Below are 19,590 nucleotides of genomic sequence, written 5' to 3'. Positions count from 1 at the left end.
AACAAACTAGTGATATTATTGGAACAGTTACTAAGGGCGATTGCGTTAAGTATGACGCTTACAGTCGTCATGGCGATTATGTCTGAATTATACAACTACGCACAAATGATCAACCTGGATACTTAGTTTGTTGCAAAAACAATGACCTTTGTAGCGAATTCAAGTAGGAAAGAGAATAAATAAAAATAAGCCACTCGGGAGATTAAAGTTCTCTGAAGTAGCTTTTTTGTATATAACATGTTAACGATTATTTGTAAAGGTGATGATCATAGTAAAAGAGAAAGTCGTGGTCACTTTTTGGTCATTTTTTTGACTAGAATTTGAATAAATTTGCAATGATTTTGACGAAATTTGTATTTATGAAAGCTTGACGCATCAATGAATTACATTTATTTTGCTAGGTTACCTTCAATAGGTATCATTAAAACAATAATTTGCACGATAAAAGCCCTGGAAGTACTGTTACTGCAGTATTTCCAGGGCTTTATTATTTTTATAAGACACTAAAAAGCTACTTATTTAGTTTATTCCAATCTATTCTTTCTTCTTTAGATCCTAAACTATTAATTTTAGCTTCAAGAGAATCTTGCATTTTTTCAGTAACGTGAAAATATATTTCTTTAGTCGTCTTTGAATCTTTATGGCCAACTCTTCTTCTCACTACTTCCCATTCTACACCTAGTTCTGCTAGTTTAGAAACGTGAGTATGTCTAAAGAAGTGAGAGGTAATATTTTTCTTAATGCCAGCTCGTCTGGCTGTTTCTTTCATTTCTTTATTCACTGAACTAGTATCCATTGGGTTCCTAGTTGTCCGCTTCACAAAAAGAAACTTATATCCTTTATTATGTCTTTTGTATATTTCAACAGCTTTAGGTGGAAGATAGATGACACGATTACTGTCATGCTTAGCGCCACCTTTCTTTTTAGCATTACCGCGTTTTCCATCATGTTTTTTAGACAATGTTCCATTAATTCTAACATAATAGTTTCCATTGGCTTTTTGAAAAACATCGTTAGGATGAAGGGCCGCACATTCTCCGACTCGCATTCCGGTATAATAAAGAAACTCAAAAAAGTCAGAATAATAAGCTAAATCACGATCTTTCAATGATTGAATGAAAGCATGATACTCTTCATCTGTGAAATATTTATCTTCAATATCTTTATCATCTTCACTATTTTTAGGTTTCTTTAGTCTGAAGTTTTGGATAGGGTTAATACTTAAGTAGCCATAATTTACCCCAAAGTCAAACATGTTCCATAATGCTGCTCTACGTACATTGCAGTATGACCAACTTTTGCTTTGGAGCATTTTGTCAAAATATTTTCGGAAGTAGGGTGTACCTAAGTGTTCCACGATAATGTCAGGGTCAATACTTTTCATAAATATATTGATATGCGATTGATAAACGTACATTGTCTGATAATTTTCAAAACGCATTGACTGTTGAATATTTTTAAAGTATTTTTCCTTCAATTCTCCAATAGTAATTTGTTTCATACCAAGTTCAGTTAGCTTAGTATCAATTTTGGATTGTAAAATAGTTGCTGCTGTCTGCTTGGCTTTTTTTGTGTTTTTTTCTAAAGTGACTGTTACTTGCTTTGTAACTGTATGTCGAGCAGTAGATAAAAGGGGATCAACATATTTTTTTATATATTTATACTTTCCATTTTTTAATGGCTGTACAACTACAGCATATTCTTTTTGTATAAATTGCATTTTTAATTACCTCTATTTTTTGATAAAATAGGGGTTGCAAAAGGCGCAAGGCTTTTGTTAAGTCTTACATCTTTTTGCAACCATATTGTTAGAACTCTCAAAGTAACTTTGGTCGGTGGCTTTGAGAGTTTTTTGTTTACTCAGCTTTTATAGTCGTCAGGTGTTGGACGTAGTAAATCAATTTTTAATAACAATATCGCCAACTCGAATTGGCTTTGATGACTGAGGCAAAGAGCCAGTTATTTGTTCGGGGTCTACATTTAAAGAATCTTGAACAACGTGTTCCGTCATCATTCTATTTAAAGACTCTTGAATACTGAAACCGTGATTTAAAGTTGCTGCAGCAGTCAACCCTGGTACTGTACGTTTTGGTGGTTCAACAATAGACATGTGAGGAAAAACTTTCGTAACTTCCACAGTGCCTTTGGTTGCATCTAAGGTCCCTAATATTTCGCCAGTTTCAGGATCTTTAACTTCAATATCTGATGACTTATCTACTATTTCCATTTGGTCACCAATCTTTATGCCGTCTTTATCACCAGCAGTAACTATTAAGCTTTTATCATTAATTATCTTTGCAACTCTAAATTCTTTATTTTCACTTGTCATCTGATTTCTCACTCTCTTTATTGTTTAGGTTCAACAGTCTTTGTCTCTCAAATAATTCTCTAACTACTTCTAAAGGAAGAATGGTACAAACTATAAGACGGAAATTCTCTTGTTCGTGTATTTGTGCTTTAAGCTCTGATATTTCTTTTTTATCTTTATGGTATTGCTCTATAAGCCCATCTCTATTTGATTTCAAATTTATTTTTTCTTTTTCTAAGTTGTCAATCTTTTCAAGAAGTAATTGATTATTATCAATCATTCCACGTATATATAAGACAACTAAAAAGGTACAATATAGAATAAAGATGGATAACTTCCATTTTTGAGGTACACTTGGGACAAAGGCCACAGCAACGTTAATTAGCCCAATAATAAATGTTAACAATGAAAATCTATTCTTGACGGGAGGAGGAAAATAGATTTGTTTAAAGCGTTCCGTACTGTTTCTCATTCAGATTCCATCACTGCCTTTCTGGAAAGTTTAAGCTATTGGCAAACAATCAATTTATACATAACATTATTGCAAGCACGATCGAATATTTCTTATTCTCAAGCGAAAGAAGAGGCAATTATTAATTGGAGTAACCCAGATAAATTAAAATATCTTTTAACTGAATCCTTAAATAGCCCTTCGCCTAAAAATGAAAGTCACTAATCAAGTGGCTTTTTATTTTTTGTCATAGTTATACCTATAAATTAAGTAGCTGCTTTTTCTTGGCATCAAACTCTTCTTGTGTGATTGCGCCTATGTCTAGCAGACCTTTGAGCTTTTTAATTTCATCGAGTGGGTCAGCAGGGGATGGTTGTGGAGTGGATTGTTCAACTGCAGGTTTGGTAGTTTCAATTTGTGGAGCGTCAAGTTGCTTTTTAGCATTTGCTATCCCAGCTTCTAAAATAGTAGCAAGTTCATTTACTTTATTAATAGACTCCCTTACTAAACTGTTATCAGCTTTAAGTGTTGAATTAAAATACGTGATTTCAAACATGGTACCATCATTTAAATGAATAACTACACCTAAGTGATCGACAAAGTCTTTAGAAATAGTTGTAGTTTCTTTTTTACTGGTTAATGCACCGGCTACAGTTCCTACAGGGCCTAAAAGCGTACCGACTGCAGCTCTAGTAAGTGCATGTTTTCTCTTGGTTTGAGTTTTAGAGTCATTATGTTCCTTCTTGTTGATAGAGTAGGAAAGGACATCTTTAAAATCAATCACTCTATAATTCCTATTAAGGACACCACGTGCTTCTAAGATTTGACCATTTTTTAAATCAAAATAGTAATTTTGGAAACTTGGAGCACCGTCTTGCTTGAAAGTATTTAGTATTTCTTTATACTTTGCGTCTTCTTGTTGTTTAATCTCTTTATTTTTAGCTCTTTTTTCAGCATTTTCTTCCATCTTCTTACTTATGCTATCGAATAATCCCATTTTTTCTTCCTCCGCTATACTTATCTAATCAAAATTCACTTCATACTTAATCACTTTGCCTAAAATGATTCCCGGATGATCCTTATCTAGAACGATATCATTAAAGTCCGGATTAGCCGGTCTTAACACTACCGTATCTCCAACATGCAATACTTTTTTTAACGTTGCTTCTCCATTAATCAATACAGCAGCAATCTCACCATCTTCAACATCGGGTTGCTGCTTAATAATTGCAATCGCACCATCAGGAATAAGGGGAGTCATGCTTTTTCCCTTACATCTTAAAGCAAAGAGCGTGTCATCCATATATCTATCCATCATATATTCTGGTATATATTTTTCTATATTTTGTTCTGCAGTAATCGGTTCTCCCATCGCAATCGTTCCTATCAGTGGAATCATTCTTGGCTTATCTTTGGTAATTGGCTCTATGCCTAGTAGATCTTCTGTATTTACATGTAACGCCTTAGCAAAAGCCGGGGCTCTATTAATGGGAAATTCTCGAGTATGATTAAAATATCTAGATACACCAGATTTAGCCATACCAACACGACGAGCTAATTCGCTAATTGACACGTCTTGTTCTTGCCTGAGTTTGTTTAAATAATTAATAATTTCTTCACTGTTACGCATGATTTTACCTCATTCCTATATATAGGATACCGCAAATGTTGACAAAAAAATACATTTTTTATTCTTTTTTATATTTTATGTTGACAAAAGAAAACAACAGGGCTAATATATAGTTGTTCACTAAAGAGAACGATAGAACTGAGGTGAGTTGATGAAGTTTGATCTAAAGCGTTTAAAAGGTGAAAGAGTAGCACGCGGAATCACACAAGCTGAAATGGCACATCAAATAGGTATTAGTACTAATGCCTATTGGAGAAAGGAAAACGGTGAGCGTGATATCGGCATGGAAGAGTTTGTAAAAATCTTAAAGGTCTTAGGATTCAAAAAGAAACAAATTTCGCTTTTTTTTGCAAAAGACGTTCATAATAAAGAACGATAAAAGGAGAGAATATGGAAAATTTGATAAAAATCAAGGTAGAAAACGATCAGCAACTAGTAAGTGCTAGAGAGTTACATAAAGGATTAGAACTCACGACCCGTTTTAGTAAGTGGGTAGATCAAAACTTTAAAGACTTTGAATTAGGGTCAGATTTTATGAGCGTAACTACAGTTACGGACATGCCAAACGGCGGTACAAAGCGAATTCAAGACTATGCTCTCACTATTGATATGGCTAAGCAGCTTTGTCTTTTAAGTAGAACTAAAAAGGGTAAAGAATATCGGGAGTATTTAATTCGAGTTGAAAAGAACTGGAATAATCCAGACATGATCGTTCAACGTGCTCTAGCAATTCAAAACAGTAAAGTGCAACTGCTAGAACATAAGAACAAACTACTTGAAGATAAAAATGCTAAACAAGCAGAAAAGATTGCTAAAGATGCTAACGATGTTGTATTCGCAAAGGCTATCAGATATAGCCACCACGCAATTTCAATAAGTGAATTAGCTGAAATCTTAACTCAAAACGGATTTGTAATCGGACGTAACCAACTATTTCAATTACTGAGAAATGTTAAGTACTTGTCTCATCAACGAAATACATGAAATTTACCAATGACTGACAAAGTTAAAAGAGGATATTTCAGAATTACGCACGGAATTACTAGAGACGACCGTCCATATTCACAAGTGTGGGTAACACCTAAAGGACAGAAACACATCATTAACAAAGCACTACGTGGTCAATTTGATGATGCGTATCAAGAAGTAATGGTAACCACGTTTAATGTGTAGGAGACAAAGAAATGCAACCATTAGATATTAGCTATTTGTTCCTATCAGATATAGGAAAAAGCAAACATGAAATTATTAGCAGACTTCAAAAGTTAGGTTTGATTGATGGTAATTTTCAAGCAACCGGCAAAGGTGTAGACACTGGCTGGGTGGGCATTAAGACAACCAGTGTTTGGAATCCAGCTACCGAAAGCATGATTAACGATCAAGCAACTGTACTTACACCACTTGGAATAATTTATATTCCAATTCTATTTGAAGATAAGTTTTATAACGATTTATCAGCAAGTCAAAACCTAGTAGAAAGAGCATGCGACGGGGAATTGCTGACAATTCAAGAATTAAGAAAGCAGGGGTATTTAAAATGAGCAAAGAAGAAACATGGCTAACTAGAGATGAATTAATGGAAAAATTTCACTATAAGCAAGCAACATTTTATATAAGACGCAACGAGTGCTTAGTTTCTCCATATGCAGATGCAATTATTTTAGATGGTCACAAGCCAATGTTTATTTTGGAACGGTGGAAAGAATTTCTTAAATGGAAAAGCAAGAAAGAACTTGAAAAGAAATTAGGAACTCAATCAATGAGGCAAAAAAATAGTTTTTATAGAGGTGTCTAATTATGACTTTTAGAAAATGGATTAACCAAAATATCAATAGATTCTTAGGAACACGTTTTACGGAACGTGAAACCGAAATTATGACGCTAGGAGCTACCTGCACCTTAATAGCAGTAGCATACCTACTAATGTACAACGTAATTTTTCCTAATATTTAGGGAGGTGCGATGATGTCGAAATTACAGGAAAGATTAGTGCTTGCTTCAAATGCTATCAACTATTTAGCCACCGACCAAAGACAAGATGAGTACGAATTAGCATTTGAGAGAGCAAAAGAAAAGACCCACTGTACAACCAGTGAGTCTACAAAACAACTAACTTTATTCTAGCAGAATTCTAACAATATGGAGCAAAAAGATGACAAAAGAATTAATTAGATTTGAAAACGAAGATTTCCCTATTAGCTACAAAAAGGCAGAAATAGACTTCCAGGGCTATCCAGCTTTAGACGCCAAAGTTGATGCAATGACCAAGGATTGGGATAAGTATGTAGTAACTGCAGAATCTTATCCTTACGATAAGAAGACTAGAGCTGAGCTTAATCGAATTAGACGAGCTTTAAGTGACCGCCGCAAAGTAATTGTTAAAGAGAGTAGTCAACAAATTACTGAATTTAATACAAAAGTAAAAGGGCTTGATCTAAAGATTAAGGGTGTAGTTGACCATCTTAGTGAGGGACTTAAAACTTTTGATGATCAGGCCCGTAAGGACAAGCATCAGCAAAACTTACTTCGATTAGGCAAATTAGCAAAAGAATACGGTGTGGCCTTACAAGAGCTTGACTACCAAGATAAATGGGATAACAAGACCACTAGTTGGACAACCATCGAAGAAGATGCCAGACAGCAATTTGAAGCAATTGTCGAAAAACAAAAAGCTAGAAAAGAAGCTGAGCAAGTTATTGCTAATAAGGCTAATGAATATACTAAGCCCGCTATGACCGCAAGCCCCTATTTACAGATGCTTGATTATAAATCTTTACCTGACGTGCTGACACAGATGGATAACGATCATGAATATCTAATCAAGCAAGCCAAGCAGCAAGAAGAGAACCGTAAGAAGGCTATTGAGGCGCTTGAACAGCAAGGTGACAAGTATGTTGATGCCAAAACTGGCGAAGTAGTTGATAAGGTGCATAGTGTCACGCTTAAACTTACCGGTACTAAAGAACAGCTAACAGCCCTGTCTAGTTTCATTAAAGACTGGGGTATTAGCTATGAGAAGGTGAACTAAGATGGAAATCTATGGAAGAGAAGAAGATAGAGGTAAGTGGGCAATGCATTACGCCCAAGTTAAGGCCAATATTGCACAGCCACAGCGAAGCCACACAGTTACTGTATCAGGTACTACAAAGCAAGGTAAACCTTATACCTATACGTATAAATATGCTGATTTAGCAGATGTTGACAGTGCAGTAATGGAAGGAATCAAAAAAGCTAAAGATAAAGATGGTAACGTAACCTTTAGTTACTTATTTGATATCGAAACCACTAATACTTCAGTTGGTGTTCAAACTCTCTTAGTTGATTCTTCAGGATTTACTGTTAAAACTAACAAAATTACTTTTCAAAATGGTAAGGCATATGATGCGCAGGCAACAGCTAGTCTTATCAGCTATGCTAAGAGGTATTCACTTAGTGGGGCATTTGGAATTGCTGCAGATGATGATGACGATGCAGAAGACCAGAAAACTATTTATGAACCTAAAGTTTTAACTAAAAAAGAACTTGAAGATTACAAGGTTTACTACAACGGCATTAAAGTCAATTTATACGATTTATACCAAGAAGCTAAGGAAGGTGTTAAAGATGCACAAAATTGGCTTAAAGAACCGCATACACCAGAAGACGCACAAGCTGTCCATCAGATCGCTCAGCTTTTCAAAAAGAAAAATCCGGTAAAACACGAAAACAAAGAGAAACAAGCTGCTCTTAACAAAATTCAGCAAACTAAGAAGGATCCATTTGAAGATAAGAAAGTAGCATCTAAAGATGATCCTGAAGTAGATAAATTATTTTAGGTGATAGCAATGGTAAGGATAAAAAAAGTTTATGACAGAGGCTTTACCGTGCTTGATAATTCTTCGATTGATAATGCTGAATTTAGTGCAAAAGGATTTATTGCTGCTCTTGGATTAATGGGAGATCAACCAGAAAGCTTATTAACTGGTATTTCTGTTAACTCTGCAACTTATGCAATGATGAAATCACAAAACTTAATTGATACTATTCAACCTTCAAATGGTGGCAATCCAATTAATGTGTACAACGGTAAGCAAGTAGTTATTGATGATGCTATCCCAGTAGAAAAATCAGGTAGCAAATCCACATCAGTAGCTTACTTATTTGGAACTGGTGCTGTTCGTTACTCTAGTCAACTCTACGGCACAAAAGTAGTAGACGAGCCACTTAAACAAGGTGGTCGTGAAAGTGTTGTTCAAAAGCGTGTTGGCTGTATCCATCCAGCAGGTATTTCCATTGATCCAGCTTTTGTGCCAGACAAGCCTAACTTTCCAACTCCAGACGACTTTAAAAAGAAAGCGGCATGGACATTACCAGAGGGAATGGATGTACGCAATGTGCGCTTAGTTCAATACAAATTCCAGCTTGATCCGTTATTTGTGCCTGCTGATACTTCAGCAGAAAAACCAGGCGACGCCAAAAACAATTAATGATTAGGAGGGTTCTTGATGCAATTACTTAGCCAAAAGGAATTTCAAGAACTAACAAGTAAATCTACTAATGCTGATTTTGATGCTCTTGAAAAAGCCGCTGAGAACATGATTAATCCTTTAACAGGGATGTACTATGAACGCAATTCAATTGATGAAGATACTGATACAAATCGTGTTAATTGGTTTAAGAAGGCACTGGCTTTGCAGATTGAGTATATGGACGATATTGGTGCAACTAGTACATATGAGATGGCCCAAAAAGACGTTAAAAGTATCTCAATTGATGGAACAAGCATCTCAACAGGTACTAGTCCAACGGATTCAGCAACTAATGGTGTATACAATCTAGCATTAGAATATCTTTTCTATACTGGCTTGCTTTATAGAGGTGTTTCATCATGTTAAAGCCACCAAAGTCAATGTGCAACCAATCTATTATCATCAAACGCAAAGTTAAAGATGATTTATATGGTGAAGCTACTTACGATGATGGTGTTCAGATTAATAATTGCGTGGTTCATTTACGGACCATCTATTCAGGTACTAACAACGATCGGCAGATTGTAGCCAATGGTACTGTAATGATTTATAAAGATATATCAGAGCCATTTATTTCACTATCTAAGCAAAATATTGAGGATAAGGCGAAGATTAGGTATGAAGGTCAAGAATACACGCTAACCAATATAAACGAAGACTACGAGCCTTTTAGTAAAGAAATCTATCAATATAAGCTAACAATGATTTGAGGTGACAGGATGGGTATTAAAGTACATGTAGATATTGCTAAATTGGAGCAGAAACTAAATGATACCCAGTTAAGACGTGGCCGTTTGGCTATGGCTAACGATGCTCATCAAGCAATGGAAAAATATGTACCTAAAAAAGAAGGTTATTTGCGAGAAAATTCAAAGGTAGCAACTGATGGGTCTAGCGTGTATTATGTTCAGCCTTATGCTAGAGCACAATTCTATGGTTTTATTACCAATCAATACGGTGGACCATTTAGGATACATAATTACACTACCCCTGGAACATCAAGACGTTGGGACTTAAGGCTTAAGGGTAATTTATCGGAGATGGCAATGGTTAAAGAAGCATTTATCAATGGAGCACAATGGTATGAGTGACGTTAAATTCGATTTACAAGAAGCACTTGCTGAATCAATTATCAAAGGCACAGGATTGCCAATTAAGATTGCTTATTTAGCACCTGATAACTCCATTGGGCTAGTCCCAGAACAAGGATCACACAAAATCTCAACTGATTTTAGCGGTCGTGAGTATTGGGTATATAACTATGCAATTACTGAACGTGGCAAAAGTGGCCGAGATATCAAGAATGACCTATTCAAGATCAGCATGTATTTAGATGATTTAAAGCTAGGAGCTATCAAAAGTGATGATAATACCTTCATTTTTGACAAAATTGACGTTTCAAGCGCTCCTAGTGAGACAGAACAAGATTTACAAGGGACAGTAACGTATTTATTAGACGTTGCTGTTTTTGTTTACACGAAATAAGGAGATTAAAGAATGGCAAACAATTTAGCTCAAATTAAGGGATCAGAAGTCCCAGACGATGGAGCAGCGTTAAACGTTGCTAATAAGTTATACATTGATACTACTGACGATTATAAGAATTTAACTGATATTACGACAGGAAAATGGGCATGGGTCGCTCATGGAATTAATGACATTACTCCGTCTACGCCAGAAAAAACCCAAAAAACCGCATATTATGATGGTGGTGGTTATGATGAAACTGAAGTAACTGGTAAATCCCTACAATTAGCAGTTAAAGGTGTACGTTTCGTAGGAAATGTAGCGCAAGATTACATTACAAGCAAACAGTATTCAATCGGATCTGCTACAAAGACTCGTGTTTTATGGATTAACAACGGGGATGTCCTAATGTCAGCATGTACTTTGACTAATATTGTTGCAACTGGTGGTGCCGCAGATGCACAGCAAACATTTTCATTGACAATCGCTTGCAATGGAAGACCGATGACAACTACTGGAAAACTTACCCTAACTAAAGACGAATCAGAGCTATATGTTGCATCTGTTGATGACAAGCAACCTGCAACAACTCCGGCAGAAATAAATAATAATGCAAATACACCAGCACAAAACTAGGAGGTAACCAATGTCAGTTATTGATTTAGATAAACGAATTAAAGTAGACAACAAAGTTGAAGTTAAATTAGCCGGCAAGACTTATAAGATCGTATTTGATGATAACTTCCAAAAGACTGTTGCAAAGTCATCTGTTGAAGTTATGAATGGTCTTAAAGCTTTAGAAGATCCTAACTTTGAAAATAAAGAATTAGCTACTCAAAAGAAAGATGTAGAAAATACTTTTACTTCAGTTAAAAATGCTGCAATTTCAGCATTAGACAAGCTTTTAGGCAATGGCGAAGGTAAACGCCTTTACAAGTATTACAACTACTCAACCGATGCCTTAGGAGCCGTTTTAAATGCTTTGAATGATGAAGCTAATAAATCAGTTGAACTTAAAGAAAAGAAGCGTAAAGCATTGAAACACATGTCTACTCCTTCAACTGTATCTGCAGGCGTATCAATGCGGGCTTAAAATCATGCTTAGTCTAACTGATACGCCTTTATCAGCTATCAAGTTTGACGACAGGATATATCACGTTAACTTAGCTTTTGACACAGTTATTAAGTATTTGGAGTTAGCAGAGAGTGACGAGTCTGACCAGGAAGAGAAAGCTATTGGTCTGTTTTTTGGAGACCAGGAACTACCTTTAGATCCTGATTTCTTTGAGAGTAGTTTTAAGCTAATAAATGAAACTATTACTAAAGCACCATATCAGTCTAATTCTTCAATGAATTTCGGGATGCAAGTAGCTCCACAACAGCTTTATTCATATAGGCAAGATGCTGACGCTATCTATGCGTCATTTTTAATGCAATATCATATAGATTTACTCAAAGAGCGCGGAAAAATGCACTGGTGTGTGTTCCGTGCTCTTTTTGATGGGCTGAATGAAGATACACCAATTCAAAGAATTATTGACTTACGGCAAAAGAATTTAAGTGAGGTGCCAGATGAACAAAGAGGTAAGGTTGCACAGCTTCAGCAATATTATGCTTTGAAAGTTAATAAATCCAAGGCTGCACAAGATGCATTGAGTAATAATGCTTTATCTGCAGCTTTCAACTCTCTTTTTAAAGCAGCAAAGAAGGGAGGTAAATAATGGCTGACGGTAAAATTGTTATTGATATTGACATACCAGTTGATAAGGTTAAGACCGATGCTCAACTGATAGATCAGGTCTTGAATGCACTTGGTAAAGATGCTGGTAAAGAGCTAGATAATAGTTTTGAACAATCGACTGACAAGGTTAAACAGGAAGCTGATGAGACAAGCAAGGAAGTTAATGAGAAGCTTAGTAAGCCTGTTCAATTCAAATGGACGCTAGACAACAAGGACGTCAAAGACAAGACCCAGCAAACTGACGAAGAAATAAAGTCTGTACCTAAAGAAGTAGAGACAAAATTTAGTGCTGTTACTGATGAAGCTAAGTCTAAAACTGTAGAACTTCAAAATGCCTTTAGAGCTGTACCGAAGAGTACAGAAACCAAAAATGAGGTTAATAACTCTGATGCCAAGGCTAAAGTTGAAGAAACTAAAAAGGAACTTGACTCAGTTCCTAAAGATACTAAGACTAAGCAGACTGCAGATAATGCGGACGTAAAAGAGAAGGCTAAACAAAGCAAGGAAGAGATCGACAAGGTACCGGATAAGAAAGACACTAAACTTACTGGTACAGATGAAACCAAGAAGGCTACTGATAGCGCAAGTAAAAATGCTGATGAAGCAGGTCAGCACTTTTCAAAGCTTCATGAGATTATCAAAGGAACATTTATTGGAAACTTTGCAGCAAATGCTGTTCAAACCGGCTTAAGTGTAATCAAAAATACCTTAGGTGGTGTAATTACCGAAGGTACTCATTACAATCGCTTGCAACAAGATATGATTGCCCAATGGACAACCTTGACTGGTTCAGCCGGCAAAGGTAAGGAGTTAGTTAAAGAAACTAACGACTTAGCCATTGCAGCACAAAACAGCACAGAAATGGTTAATGACTTAAACCAAAAATTTTATGCTGTGACTAACTCTGCAAGTAAGACGAGAGAGTTGTCTAAATCAGTCCTTACTTTACAAGATGCTTTTGGCCAAAGCGATGATGCCGTTAAAAATTTTGCCATGCAATGGTCTCAAATGATCGGTAATGGTAAAGCTAACGCACAAGACATGATGTCAATCCAGAATGTCTTCCCTAAGTTTATGGAAGAGCTGGTAGCATACGAGCAAAAAGTTACTCATAATAGCAAACTGACTACTTCCCAAGTGCGGGACATGATGTCTCAAGGAAAAATATCAGCTGATGCAATGAATACCGTCTTAATAGGAATGGGAGAAAAGTACAAGAATGCTACTGATAATTTCTCTCAAACTATGGACGGTATGGAAAGAACCATTCATGCACGTATTCCCGTTTTAGCAGGTGCTATTGTTAAACCATTTCAAGAACTCAAAAATCCACTACTAGGGAAAATGAGTAATTGGATCACTTCTAGTGGTGCTGAAAAGAGTTTTGAAAACTTTGGTAAATCGATTGCTGGCATTATGAATGGTGTAATGACAGTAATTAATACTTTTGCGGTATCTTTTAAAGCTAACATCGCCGGAGCTATTCAAGGATCTCATTTAAGCGATATTAGTAATTCGTTTAGAGATATTGGTAAAGCCGTTACACCAGCACTACAGGCAATTGCCGGTTTTGTTGGTGTGATTAGTGGGAACATTTTTAAAGCTTTTGCTAATCTTCTTACAGGAATTGTAAGTGGTTTCCAAGGAATTGGTCGGCAAAAATCAGCGCTTGATTTTTCAGGCGTAGCTAAAATCTTTTACAGTCTAAGTCAAGCAATTAACGCTGTAATGGTCTATTTACAACCACTTATCAATAAACTAGGTGAGTTTATTGGTATTTTTGCCAAAGGCGCTTTTTCTGGAATTGTTACTGTATTTCAGGATATTAGTAGTGCTATTGGAAAAGTTGCATCTAAGCTGGTAGATCTCATCCCACAGATGGATGATACAAATAAAGCTGTTGATGGGGTGGCTAAACATAGAGCAGCGATCGAAAAACTAGGCAAAGTGTTTGGCGGTCTTATTACGGCTATTCTTGCTGGAAAAGCCACATTCAAAGTATTAGATACCATGCGATTTGGGATTGTAGGTATTGGTAATGCTTTTCGGGCTTTAAAAAATGCTCCTTCAATTCTGGCCGCTTTATCTAAGGCCTTCCCGAATGTAACTAAAGCAATTAAAGGCGTTAAAGAAGCTTTTGACTTGTTGAAGCTTGCCTTTATGACTAATCCTTTTATGGCCACTGCTGCAGTTATTGTTGCATTAGGCCTAGCCTTCTACGAAGCATATAAGCATATCAAACCTTTCAGAGAATGGGTTGATAAAGCTGCTGAGACTGTACGTAAGTCATTTGATGGCATGGTGCGTAATGTAGAAGCTTTTAATAAGTCTTTTGTTAAAGGTTTAAAAGCAGTTGTTGACTGGATCAAAAAGAATTGGCCAACATTATTAAGAATACTAGTTGATCCAATTGGCGGAGGGCTTAAACTTCTCTATGACAATAATCCTAAGTTTAAGAAGTGGGTCGATGATCTAGGCAAGAACATTTCTAAGGGCTGGTCTTCAATTAAAAAGACTACTACCAAGTTCTTTACAGACTTGCCTAAGAATATCTCTAAAGGGATGCAGGGTGCAATTGACTGGATTAAAAAGAATTGGTTAGGTCTAGCCTTACTTATTGTCAATCCAATTAGTGGAGCCGTGAAACTCCTATATGACAACAACCCTAAATTCAAAAAATGGGTAGATAGTCTTGGTAAAACATTCCAAAAAGGCTGGGACGGCATGCTTAAAGCCAGTCATAATTTCTTCAAAGGACTATGGACTGGCATTGGTAATTGGGGCAAACAAGTATCCAAGAACTGGGGTAACTTTGTTAAAGGGCTTAACGACAATAGATACGTTAAAGCCTTCAAAAAAGGTAACCTCTTTGGCACACTCTTTAAAGATGCTCAATCTCAGATGAAAGACTTCGGTAAGGAGTGGGATAAAGCTTGGAAGAATAACAAAAAAGCTCTTTCTGATTCATTTAAACAGATGCAGAAAAACACCACTAACTGGGGTAAAGACACTCACAAGTGGTATGACAAGTTTAATAGTCAATTCAAAAAGAAGTGGAATAATGGCTGGTCTAATGCAAAAAAGAACCTAGTAAATTCCTTTGATGATATGAAGCGTAATACCAGTAATTGGGGTAGCAATATCCATAAATGGTACGATGACTTCAATAAGAACTTCAGTAAGAATTGGAATCGTGGCTGGTCTGATGCTCGGAAGAATCTAAGCAATGCATGGTCTAAGATGCAAGACAGGACTTCTCGGTTTGGTTCTGACATGCAAGACTGGTTAAGCAACTTCGGTCCTAACTTCAAAGCTGGCTGGAAGAGCCTATCCAAGGGTGTTCGCAATATCTTTAGTGATATGTGGGACTCGATGAAGAAGCTTGGTAAAGATGCTATGGGTGGCTTAATTGATATTGTTAATGGTGGTATTAGTGGTATTAATACAGTTATCTATGCTTTCGGTGGTAAAGGTGACACAATCAAAAAGATCCCTAAGAAGTTTGCCAGTGGTACTGGTGCATTTAGTGGTCCTAGACGTGCAATCACTGAGCCAACCTTAGCAATGGTTAACGATGGATTTGACAGCCCAGAAACAGGTAATAAAGAAGCACTCTTTAGACCGGCAACCGGTGAATTTGGTATTTTCCAAGGCAGAAATACCACCACTATGCTGATGCCTGGTGATGAAGTTCTAAATGCTTCTGAAACAGCAATGGTAATGCAAGGTATGGGTATTACTCACTTTGCTAAAGGTACTGGTTTCATGGGCTGGCTTGGTGGCATTGGTTCATGGATTGGTAACACTGCAGGTCACTTGAAAGACCTATTCAATATGGCCACTAAGATCATTGCTCACCCAATTGATTACGTGAAGGATATCTTCAACTTTAAAGGCTTTAATAGTGGCAAACGATCCATGAAGGAACTAGCTAGTGGCTTATTTGATCAAGCTAACAAGAATGTACAAGCTTTCTGGTCAACACTCTGGTCAATGGTTTCTGGCAAACTTGATGGTGGTGGTGCAGAAGGCGGACTTCTAGGTGCAGTTGAAAAATACGGTAAAGGAAAGCCTTACGTATGGGGTGCTTCTGGTCCTGATGCTTTCGACTGTTCTGGATTAGTTATGTACGCTTTACAAAAAGCCTTTGGCAAGAGTTTTCCACACTATTCGGGTGCTCAATATAATGCAACTACACCGGTTTCTAACCCACAACCAGGCGACTTAGTATTCTTTGGCCCTGGTGGTAGCGATCATGTTGGTGTATATGCCGGCGGAGGTAAGTATTGGTCAGCAATGAGTCCAAGCTCAAATCCTAATATTGGTATGTCAGCCGTTAAAGATGGTCCATCAAGCAACATTAGTTATAGACGGGTTCCTGGCTTAAAAGGTGAAGGTTCTAGTAGCGACGTTAAAGCTAACAATGGACTAGAAGCATTTATCAAAAAAATGCCAGGGCTTAAAGGATTCTGGAGCATGATTGATAAGCTGAATGGTTTATTTGGTATTGGTGCTGATAGTGCTGATCCGAGTGGTTTCGGTGTCAGTCGTTGGGGTGAAACTATCAAACAAGTAGCTGCTGAAATGCATGCTGATGTTACGGGAACTGATATAGCTAAGATCTTATCTATGATCAAAGGCGAATCAGGCGGTAACCCTAAAGCAGTTCAGCCCGGTTCGGATCCTGATGGAGATGGCTCTGGTCCTGCTATGGGACTTTTGCAGTTTAAACGTGGTACTTATAAGGCCTACACCATGGGTGGAAGCATTATGGGTGGAACTAACCAACTTAGAGCTTTATTTAATGACTCTAATTGGAAGAATGATATCCACTTTGGCGCTGGTTGGGGACCAACCGGTCATAGAAGATTTTCTGGTAGCTGGCACGGTAACGGTGGTGAGTTTGACAAGCCTGAAGTGATCGGCGTTGGTGAAGATGGTCCTGAATTTGTAATCAATCCACAAAAATCAACTGCAGATCACTTGATTGATAAGGCTATATTGCAACGTGCTAAAGTAGCTCCTGAAAGTCCTACGGCTTCATTAGCTAGAATTATGGAACAAGTAAAATATAGTTCAGTGGCTGGTTATGGAACACCTGATAGCAGTACTGTAGCCGGTCAAAATATTGTTAAAGTTAATAATCAAGGCCAAGCAATTGATGGTAATACAGTAATTAAATTTATAGTTTCTGATAAAGAAATGGCGAGAGCCACTTATCCAACAATTAAGATGTTGCAAGCACATGACATTACTATTAAGCAGCAAGGAGGTGCAGTACCGATTGTCTAGTATTTTCGTAAAACGTTTAGATGGTACAGAGTACGATTTAGATAAATTAGGTTTTCGGGTCATTACTTTTGAACCGCCGGGCGTCAATTACGCCCACACTTACGTGCAACAAAGCAAAGTTGGCCAAGTTCTAACGGATGTAGTTATTGATAAGATGACTATCCCATTAACCTTAATGATCCAAGCAGAAGATACAATAGATCTAGAACTTAAGAGACTAGATTTAAAGCGCATCTTTAATAGTGATGAGCCATTTTATGTTTACACTAACCGTATTCCTTATTTACGTTGGAAATGCGTTGTTGATGGAGCTATCTCATACCCTCAGATTGAAAATTTTTGGCAAGCTACAGCAACCATTAATTTGAGTTGTCCACTAGGACTTGCTGAAACAGTAGCAACGACTGCAGATAGTGATTTTAGCTATGAGAGTGGTAAGTGGGGCTTAGGCCTTAATATTCCACATGGTGTGGAGTTGAAATATATTTTCAATTCCAGCCCCTGCAGAGTTTACAACGCATCTAATATTGATTTAAGAGCTGATGAATTACCTGTAGAGATTACTTTTAACGGTAATGTGAAAGATGCTTTGACGATAACCAATAGCACTACTAATCAAGTATTTAAGCTTTCTGGTAGTTATACTAAGCAAGACACAATTGTAATTGACGGGATTGTGCCGACTGTTAACGACACAGAACAGTATTCTAAAACTAATCATGCCTACCTTGATTTCGTTAAAGGCTGGAATGATATTACTGTTGATGGTGCTACCGATTACACGATTAAGTTCAACACTAGGTTTTACTATTAGTAGGAGATGATTATTTGATATCAATTAAGAATGCTGCTGGGCAAGTAGCAATCGTTAAAGGACAAGATGTTCAAGTAACGTCAACTTTGGGTAGCTTAGACACGTTGAGTTTCAATTTCTATAATCTGCATACCAATAAGGTAGATGGTGATGTTCTATCACCTTTTAGTGTGATTAACGTTCCTGAAAAAGGAGAAGATTATGTCCTGCAGACTTACAATACTGATGATATAGGCAACTATATACAGTACTCAGTAAGTGCAATACAAATAGCCCGAATGTTCCATTATCACTATGTCAAAGATAAGATTGGTGTAGAGACTACCACAACTAAGAGTGGTGATAGTACAGATACGTCAACAACATCTAAATCGGTTAAGCTCAAAGATGCTTTGAAATTTTTATTCAAAGATTCAGGCTTTGACGTTGTTATTGGTGCAGAGGTAAATCAAAACTCGGTTAAGACTTTTAGTGACGGGTTAGGCGGTGGTTATGCTGACGAACTTTTACAAACTGCAGCAACTAGCTACGGTGTTGAATACTATTGGAAAAATAAGACTTGCTATGTAGCAAAAGAGATTGGTGGCAAAGATAAATTTGTTTTTGTCGACAATGTGAACTGTACTAAGATATCAGTTCAAGAAGACGATACTGCAATAACTACTAGAGCTACAGGGACCATTAATATCACTAAGCAAAGTGGAGATAATTCTAGTGTGAATACATTAACTTCAACCTATATCTCTAAATTGGTTAAAGAAAAGGGCTGGCCAATTATTGACGCTACGCCTTATACAGAAGATTTCACTGATGACGGTAAATCTTTTGTGATGAGCCAACAATTGCTTGATGATAAGGTTAAAAAGCTGGTTCATGATTATCCAAGCATTCAGTACACAGTTGATGGTGCTAACTTTAAGAATTTTGCTAAATACCTACATGACGTTAGCATTGGTGACTATGGTTATTTGCGAACCAGGCAAGGAATTGATGTTGAGACGAGAGTGCAATCAATTACTTCATATCCGCAAGATCCAAGCAAAGGTAATACAATTACTTTTGGTAATTTAGCTTTTAACCTTATTGATTACATGACCTATCAGCATAACCAACAAGATAAATACCGTGAGTGGTATAACAGTATGAGTCTTAAGATGAGTAATCTAGCTGAAATAGTCCATAAAGCTAATGCTGGCTTTGATACTTTCACAACCAACTGGGGAGAAAGTCAACAGCAAAATACGCAAGATATCCAGAAACTCCAGCAAGAATTACAACAACTGTTAAATAGTCAAAAGGATAAAGATACAGCTGATAAAGGAAAAGATGAAAATGATACGAATAAATAGTATGAACAGTCCAAAATGGGCTGTTTTTTA

Annotated in this window: 24 protein-coding genes and 1 pseudogene; 20 read left to right on the top strand and 5 right to left on the bottom strand. The window is 36.8% G+C overall.

Annotation, left to right across the window (positions count from 1 at the left end):
- Positions 1-511: 511 nt before the first annotated feature.
- The 3 genes from Q9R40_RS01145 to Q9R40_RS01135 form a co-directional block, all read right to left on the bottom strand.
- A complete protein-coding gene (locus tag Q9R40_RS01145; protein WP_304675970.1) occupies positions 512-1,720 on the bottom strand; it encodes a site-specific integrase in 1,209 nt (402 codons plus the stop codon).
- A gap of 177 nt (positions 1,721-1,897) precedes the next feature.
- Complete coding sequence (locus tag Q9R40_RS01140) at positions 1,898-2,329, bottom strand: hypothetical protein (protein ID WP_279096061.1); 432 nt, start codon at positions 2,327-2,329, stop codon at positions 1,898-1,900.
- Positions 2,319-2,714 carry a hypothetical protein gene (locus tag Q9R40_RS01135; protein ID WP_304675968.1) on the bottom strand — a complete coding sequence of 132 codons (396 nt, stop codon included), beginning with the start codon at positions 2,712-2,714 and terminating at the stop codon, positions 2,319-2,321. Before Q9R40_RS01135 ends, Q9R40_RS01140 begins: the two co-directional genes overlap by 11 nt.
- Positions 2,715-2,750: 36 nt before the next feature.
- On the opposite strand from Q9R40_RS01135, the gene Q9R40_RS01130 reads away from it, so the two are divergent.
- A complete protein-coding gene (locus Q9R40_RS01130) occupies positions 2,751-2,984 on the top strand; it encodes a hypothetical protein (RefSeq protein WP_304675967.1) in 234 nt (77 codons plus the stop codon).
- A 34-nt stretch (positions 2,985-3,018) separates the two neighbouring features.
- On the opposite strand, the gene Q9R40_RS01125 is transcribed toward Q9R40_RS01130, so the two are convergent.
- Both Q9R40_RS01125 and Q9R40_RS01120 read right to left on the bottom strand, forming a co-directional pair.
- The gene (locus Q9R40_RS01125; RefSeq protein ID WP_304675966.1) at positions 3,019-3,756 is read right to left on the bottom strand and encodes an SHOCT domain-containing protein; all 738 of its coding nucleotides are present in this window, start codon (positions 3,754-3,756) and stop codon (positions 3,019-3,021) included.
- A 24-nt stretch (positions 3,757-3,780) separates the two neighbouring features.
- Entirely contained in the window at positions 3,781-4,389 is a 609-nt protein-coding gene (locus tag Q9R40_RS01120; protein ID WP_304675965.1) for a LexA family transcriptional regulator, read from the bottom strand.
- Positions 4,390-4,540: 151 nt separating this feature from the next.
- On the opposite strand from Q9R40_RS01120, the gene Q9R40_RS01115 reads away from it, so the two are divergent.
- From Q9R40_RS01115 to Q9R40_RS01025, 19 genes and pseudogenes are all read left to right on the top strand, one after another.
- Positions 4,541-4,768, top strand: coding sequence for a helix-turn-helix domain-containing protein (locus tag Q9R40_RS01115; RefSeq protein ID WP_279021320.1), 228 nt, complete (start codon positions 4,541-4,543; stop codon positions 4,766-4,768).
- A gap of 11 nt (positions 4,769-4,779) precedes the next feature.
- Positions 4,780-5,562, top strand: a pseudogene (locus tag Q9R40_RS01110) (antA/AntB antirepressor family protein).
- An 11-nt stretch (positions 5,563-5,573) separates the two neighbouring features.
- Complete coding sequence (locus Q9R40_RS01105) at positions 5,574-5,930, top strand: hypothetical protein (RefSeq protein WP_304675963.1); 357 nt, start codon at positions 5,574-5,576, stop codon at positions 5,928-5,930.
- Positions 5,927-6,184, top strand: coding sequence for a hypothetical protein (locus tag Q9R40_RS01100; RefSeq protein WP_279096044.1), 258 nt, complete (start codon positions 5,927-5,929; stop codon positions 6,182-6,184). The genes Q9R40_RS01105 and Q9R40_RS01100 overlap by 4 nt, the downstream gene beginning before the upstream one ends.
- Before the next feature lie 2 nt (positions 6,185-6,186).
- Positions 6,187-6,342 carry a hypothetical protein gene (locus tag Q9R40_RS01095; protein WP_304675962.1) on the top strand — a complete coding sequence of 52 codons (156 nt, stop codon included), beginning with the start codon at positions 6,187-6,189 and terminating at the stop codon, positions 6,340-6,342.
- A gap of 12 nt (positions 6,343-6,354) precedes the next feature.
- Positions 6,355-6,513 (top strand): hypothetical protein, encoded by a 159-nt coding sequence (locus Q9R40_RS01090; protein WP_279096042.1) that lies wholly within the window; start codon positions 6,355-6,357, stop codon positions 6,511-6,513.
- 28 nt (positions 6,514-6,541) lie between these two features.
- On the top strand, positions 6,542-7,417 hold the full coding sequence (locus Q9R40_RS01085; protein ID WP_304675960.1) for a DUF1351 domain-containing protein: 876 nt from the start codon (positions 6,542-6,544) through the stop codon (positions 7,415-7,417).
- 1 nt (position 7,418) lies between these two features.
- A complete protein-coding gene (locus Q9R40_RS01080; RefSeq protein WP_304675959.1) occupies positions 7,419-8,204 on the top strand; it encodes an ERF family protein in 786 nt (261 codons plus the stop codon).
- 9 nt (positions 8,205-8,213) lie between these two features.
- On the top strand, positions 8,214-8,855 hold the full coding sequence (locus Q9R40_RS01075) for a hypothetical protein (RefSeq protein ID WP_304675957.1): 642 nt from the start codon (positions 8,214-8,216) through the stop codon (positions 8,853-8,855).
- 18 nt (positions 8,856-8,873) lie between these two features.
- Positions 8,874-9,263: a hypothetical protein gene (locus Q9R40_RS01070; RefSeq protein WP_304675955.1), complete on the top strand. Its 390-nt coding sequence runs from the start codon at positions 8,874-8,876 to the stop codon at positions 9,261-9,263.
- Entirely contained in the window at positions 9,257-9,607 is a 351-nt protein-coding gene (locus Q9R40_RS01065) for a putative minor capsid protein (protein ID WP_304675954.1), read from the top strand. Before Q9R40_RS01070 ends, Q9R40_RS01065 begins: the two co-directional genes overlap by 7 nt.
- A 9-nt stretch (positions 9,608-9,616) precedes the next feature.
- Positions 9,617-9,988: a minor capsid protein gene (locus Q9R40_RS01060; RefSeq protein WP_304675953.1), complete on the top strand. Its 372-nt coding sequence runs from the start codon at positions 9,617-9,619 to the stop codon at positions 9,986-9,988.
- The gene (locus Q9R40_RS01055) at positions 9,981-10,382 is read left to right on the top strand and encodes a minor capsid protein (protein WP_304675952.1); all 402 of its coding nucleotides are present in this window, start codon (positions 9,981-9,983) and stop codon (positions 10,380-10,382) included. Before Q9R40_RS01060 ends, Q9R40_RS01055 begins: the two co-directional genes overlap by 8 nt.
- A gap of 12 nt (positions 10,383-10,394) precedes the next feature.
- Positions 10,395-11,000: a phage tail tube protein gene (locus Q9R40_RS01050; protein ID WP_304675951.1), complete on the top strand. Its 606-nt coding sequence runs from the start codon at positions 10,395-10,397 to the stop codon at positions 10,998-11,000.
- Between the two features lie 10 nt (positions 11,001-11,010).
- Positions 11,011-11,457: a hypothetical protein gene (locus Q9R40_RS01045; protein WP_304675950.1), complete on the top strand. Its 447-nt coding sequence runs from the start codon at positions 11,011-11,013 to the stop codon at positions 11,455-11,457.
- Between the two features lie 4 nt (positions 11,458-11,461).
- Positions 11,462-12,085: a Gp15 family bacteriophage protein gene (locus tag Q9R40_RS01040; RefSeq protein ID WP_304675949.1), complete on the top strand. Its 624-nt coding sequence runs from the start codon at positions 11,462-11,464 to the stop codon at positions 12,083-12,085.
- Entirely contained in the window at positions 12,085-17,397 is a 5,313-nt protein-coding gene (locus tag Q9R40_RS01035) for an NlpC/P60 family protein (RefSeq protein WP_304675948.1), read from the top strand. Before Q9R40_RS01040 ends, Q9R40_RS01035 begins: the two co-directional genes overlap by 1 nt.
- Entirely contained in the window at positions 17,390-18,211 is an 822-nt protein-coding gene (locus Q9R40_RS01030) for a phage tail family protein (protein ID WP_304675947.1), read from the top strand. The genes Q9R40_RS01035 and Q9R40_RS01030 overlap by 8 nt, the downstream gene beginning before the upstream one ends.
- Positions 18,212-18,225: 14 nt before the next feature.
- Positions 18,226-19,560 (top strand): phage tail protein, encoded by a 1,335-nt coding sequence (locus Q9R40_RS01025; protein ID WP_304675946.1) that lies wholly within the window; start codon positions 18,226-18,228, stop codon positions 19,558-19,560.
- Positions 19,561-19,590 lie beyond the last annotated feature (30 nt).

Source organism: uncultured Lactobacillus sp., from assembly GCF_948948975.1.
Taxonomy (GTDB): domain Bacteria; phylum Bacillota; class Bacilli; order Lactobacillales; family Lactobacillaceae; genus Lactobacillus.
This window is presented reverse-complemented; position numbering and strand designations above follow the sequence as displayed.

Bases quoted from the DNA above. Each gene is read 5' to 3' on its own strand.
- Q9R40_RS01070 (WP_304675955.1), top strand. From the start codon at position 8,874: ATGCAATTACTTAGCCAAAAGGAATTTCAAGAACTAACAAGTAAATCT.
- Q9R40_RS01090 (WP_279096042.1), top strand. From the start codon at position 6,355: ATGTCGAAATTACAGGAAAGATTAGTGCTTGCTTCAAATGCTATCAAC.
- Q9R40_RS01055 (WP_304675952.1), top strand. From the start codon at position 9,981: ATGAGTGACGTTAAATTCGATTTACAAGAAGCACTTGCTGAATCAATT.
- Q9R40_RS01035 (WP_304675948.1), top strand. From the start codon at position 12,085: ATGGCTGACGGTAAAATTGTTATTGATATTGACATACCAGTTGATAAG.
- Q9R40_RS01145 (WP_304675970.1), bottom strand. From the start codon at position 1,720: ATGCAATTTATACAAAAAGAATATGCTGTAGTTGTACAGCCATTAAAA.
- Q9R40_RS01040 (WP_304675949.1), top strand. From the start codon at position 11,462: ATGCTTAGTCTAACTGATACGCCTTTATCAGCTATCAAGTTTGACGAC.
- Q9R40_RS01120 (WP_304675965.1), bottom strand. From the start codon at position 4,389: ATGCGTAACAGTGAAGAAATTATTAATTATTTAAACAAACTCAGGCAA.
- Q9R40_RS01095 (WP_304675962.1), top strand. From the start codon at position 6,187: ATGACTTTTAGAAAATGGATTAACCAAAATATCAATAGATTCTTAGGA.
- Q9R40_RS01075 (WP_304675957.1), top strand. From the start codon at position 8,214: ATGGTAAGGATAAAAAAAGTTTATGACAGAGGCTTTACCGTGCTTGAT.
- Q9R40_RS01105 (WP_304675963.1), top strand. From the start codon at position 5,574: ATGCAACCATTAGATATTAGCTATTTGTTCCTATCAGATATAGGAAAA.
- Q9R40_RS01060 (WP_304675953.1), top strand. From the start codon at position 9,617: ATGGGTATTAAAGTACATGTAGATATTGCTAAATTGGAGCAGAAACTA.
- Q9R40_RS01125 (WP_304675966.1), bottom strand. From the start codon at position 3,756: ATGGGATTATTCGATAGCATAAGTAAGAAGATGGAAGAAAATGCTGAA.
- Q9R40_RS01100 (WP_279096044.1), top strand. From the start codon at position 5,927: ATGAGCAAAGAAGAAACATGGCTAACTAGAGATGAATTAATGGAAAAA.
- Q9R40_RS01045 (WP_304675950.1), top strand. From the start codon at position 11,011: ATGTCAGTTATTGATTTAGATAAACGAATTAAAGTAGACAACAAAGTT.
- Q9R40_RS01080 (WP_304675959.1), top strand. From the start codon at position 7,419: ATGGAAATCTATGGAAGAGAAGAAGATAGAGGTAAGTGGGCAATGCAT.
- Q9R40_RS01050 (WP_304675951.1), top strand. From the start codon at position 10,395: ATGGCAAACAATTTAGCTCAAATTAAGGGATCAGAAGTCCCAGACGAT.
- Q9R40_RS01115 (WP_279021320.1), top strand. From the start codon at position 4,541: ATGAAGTTTGATCTAAAGCGTTTAAAAGGTGAAAGAGTAGCACGCGGA.
- Q9R40_RS01085 (WP_304675960.1), top strand. From the start codon at position 6,542: ATGACAAAAGAATTAATTAGATTTGAAAACGAAGATTTCCCTATTAGC.
- Q9R40_RS01065 (WP_304675954.1), top strand. From the start codon at position 9,257: ATGTTAAAGCCACCAAAGTCAATGTGCAACCAATCTATTATCATCAAA.
- Q9R40_RS01140 (WP_279096061.1), bottom strand. From the start codon at position 2,329: ATGACAAGTGAAAATAAAGAATTTAGAGTTGCAAAGATAATTAATGAT.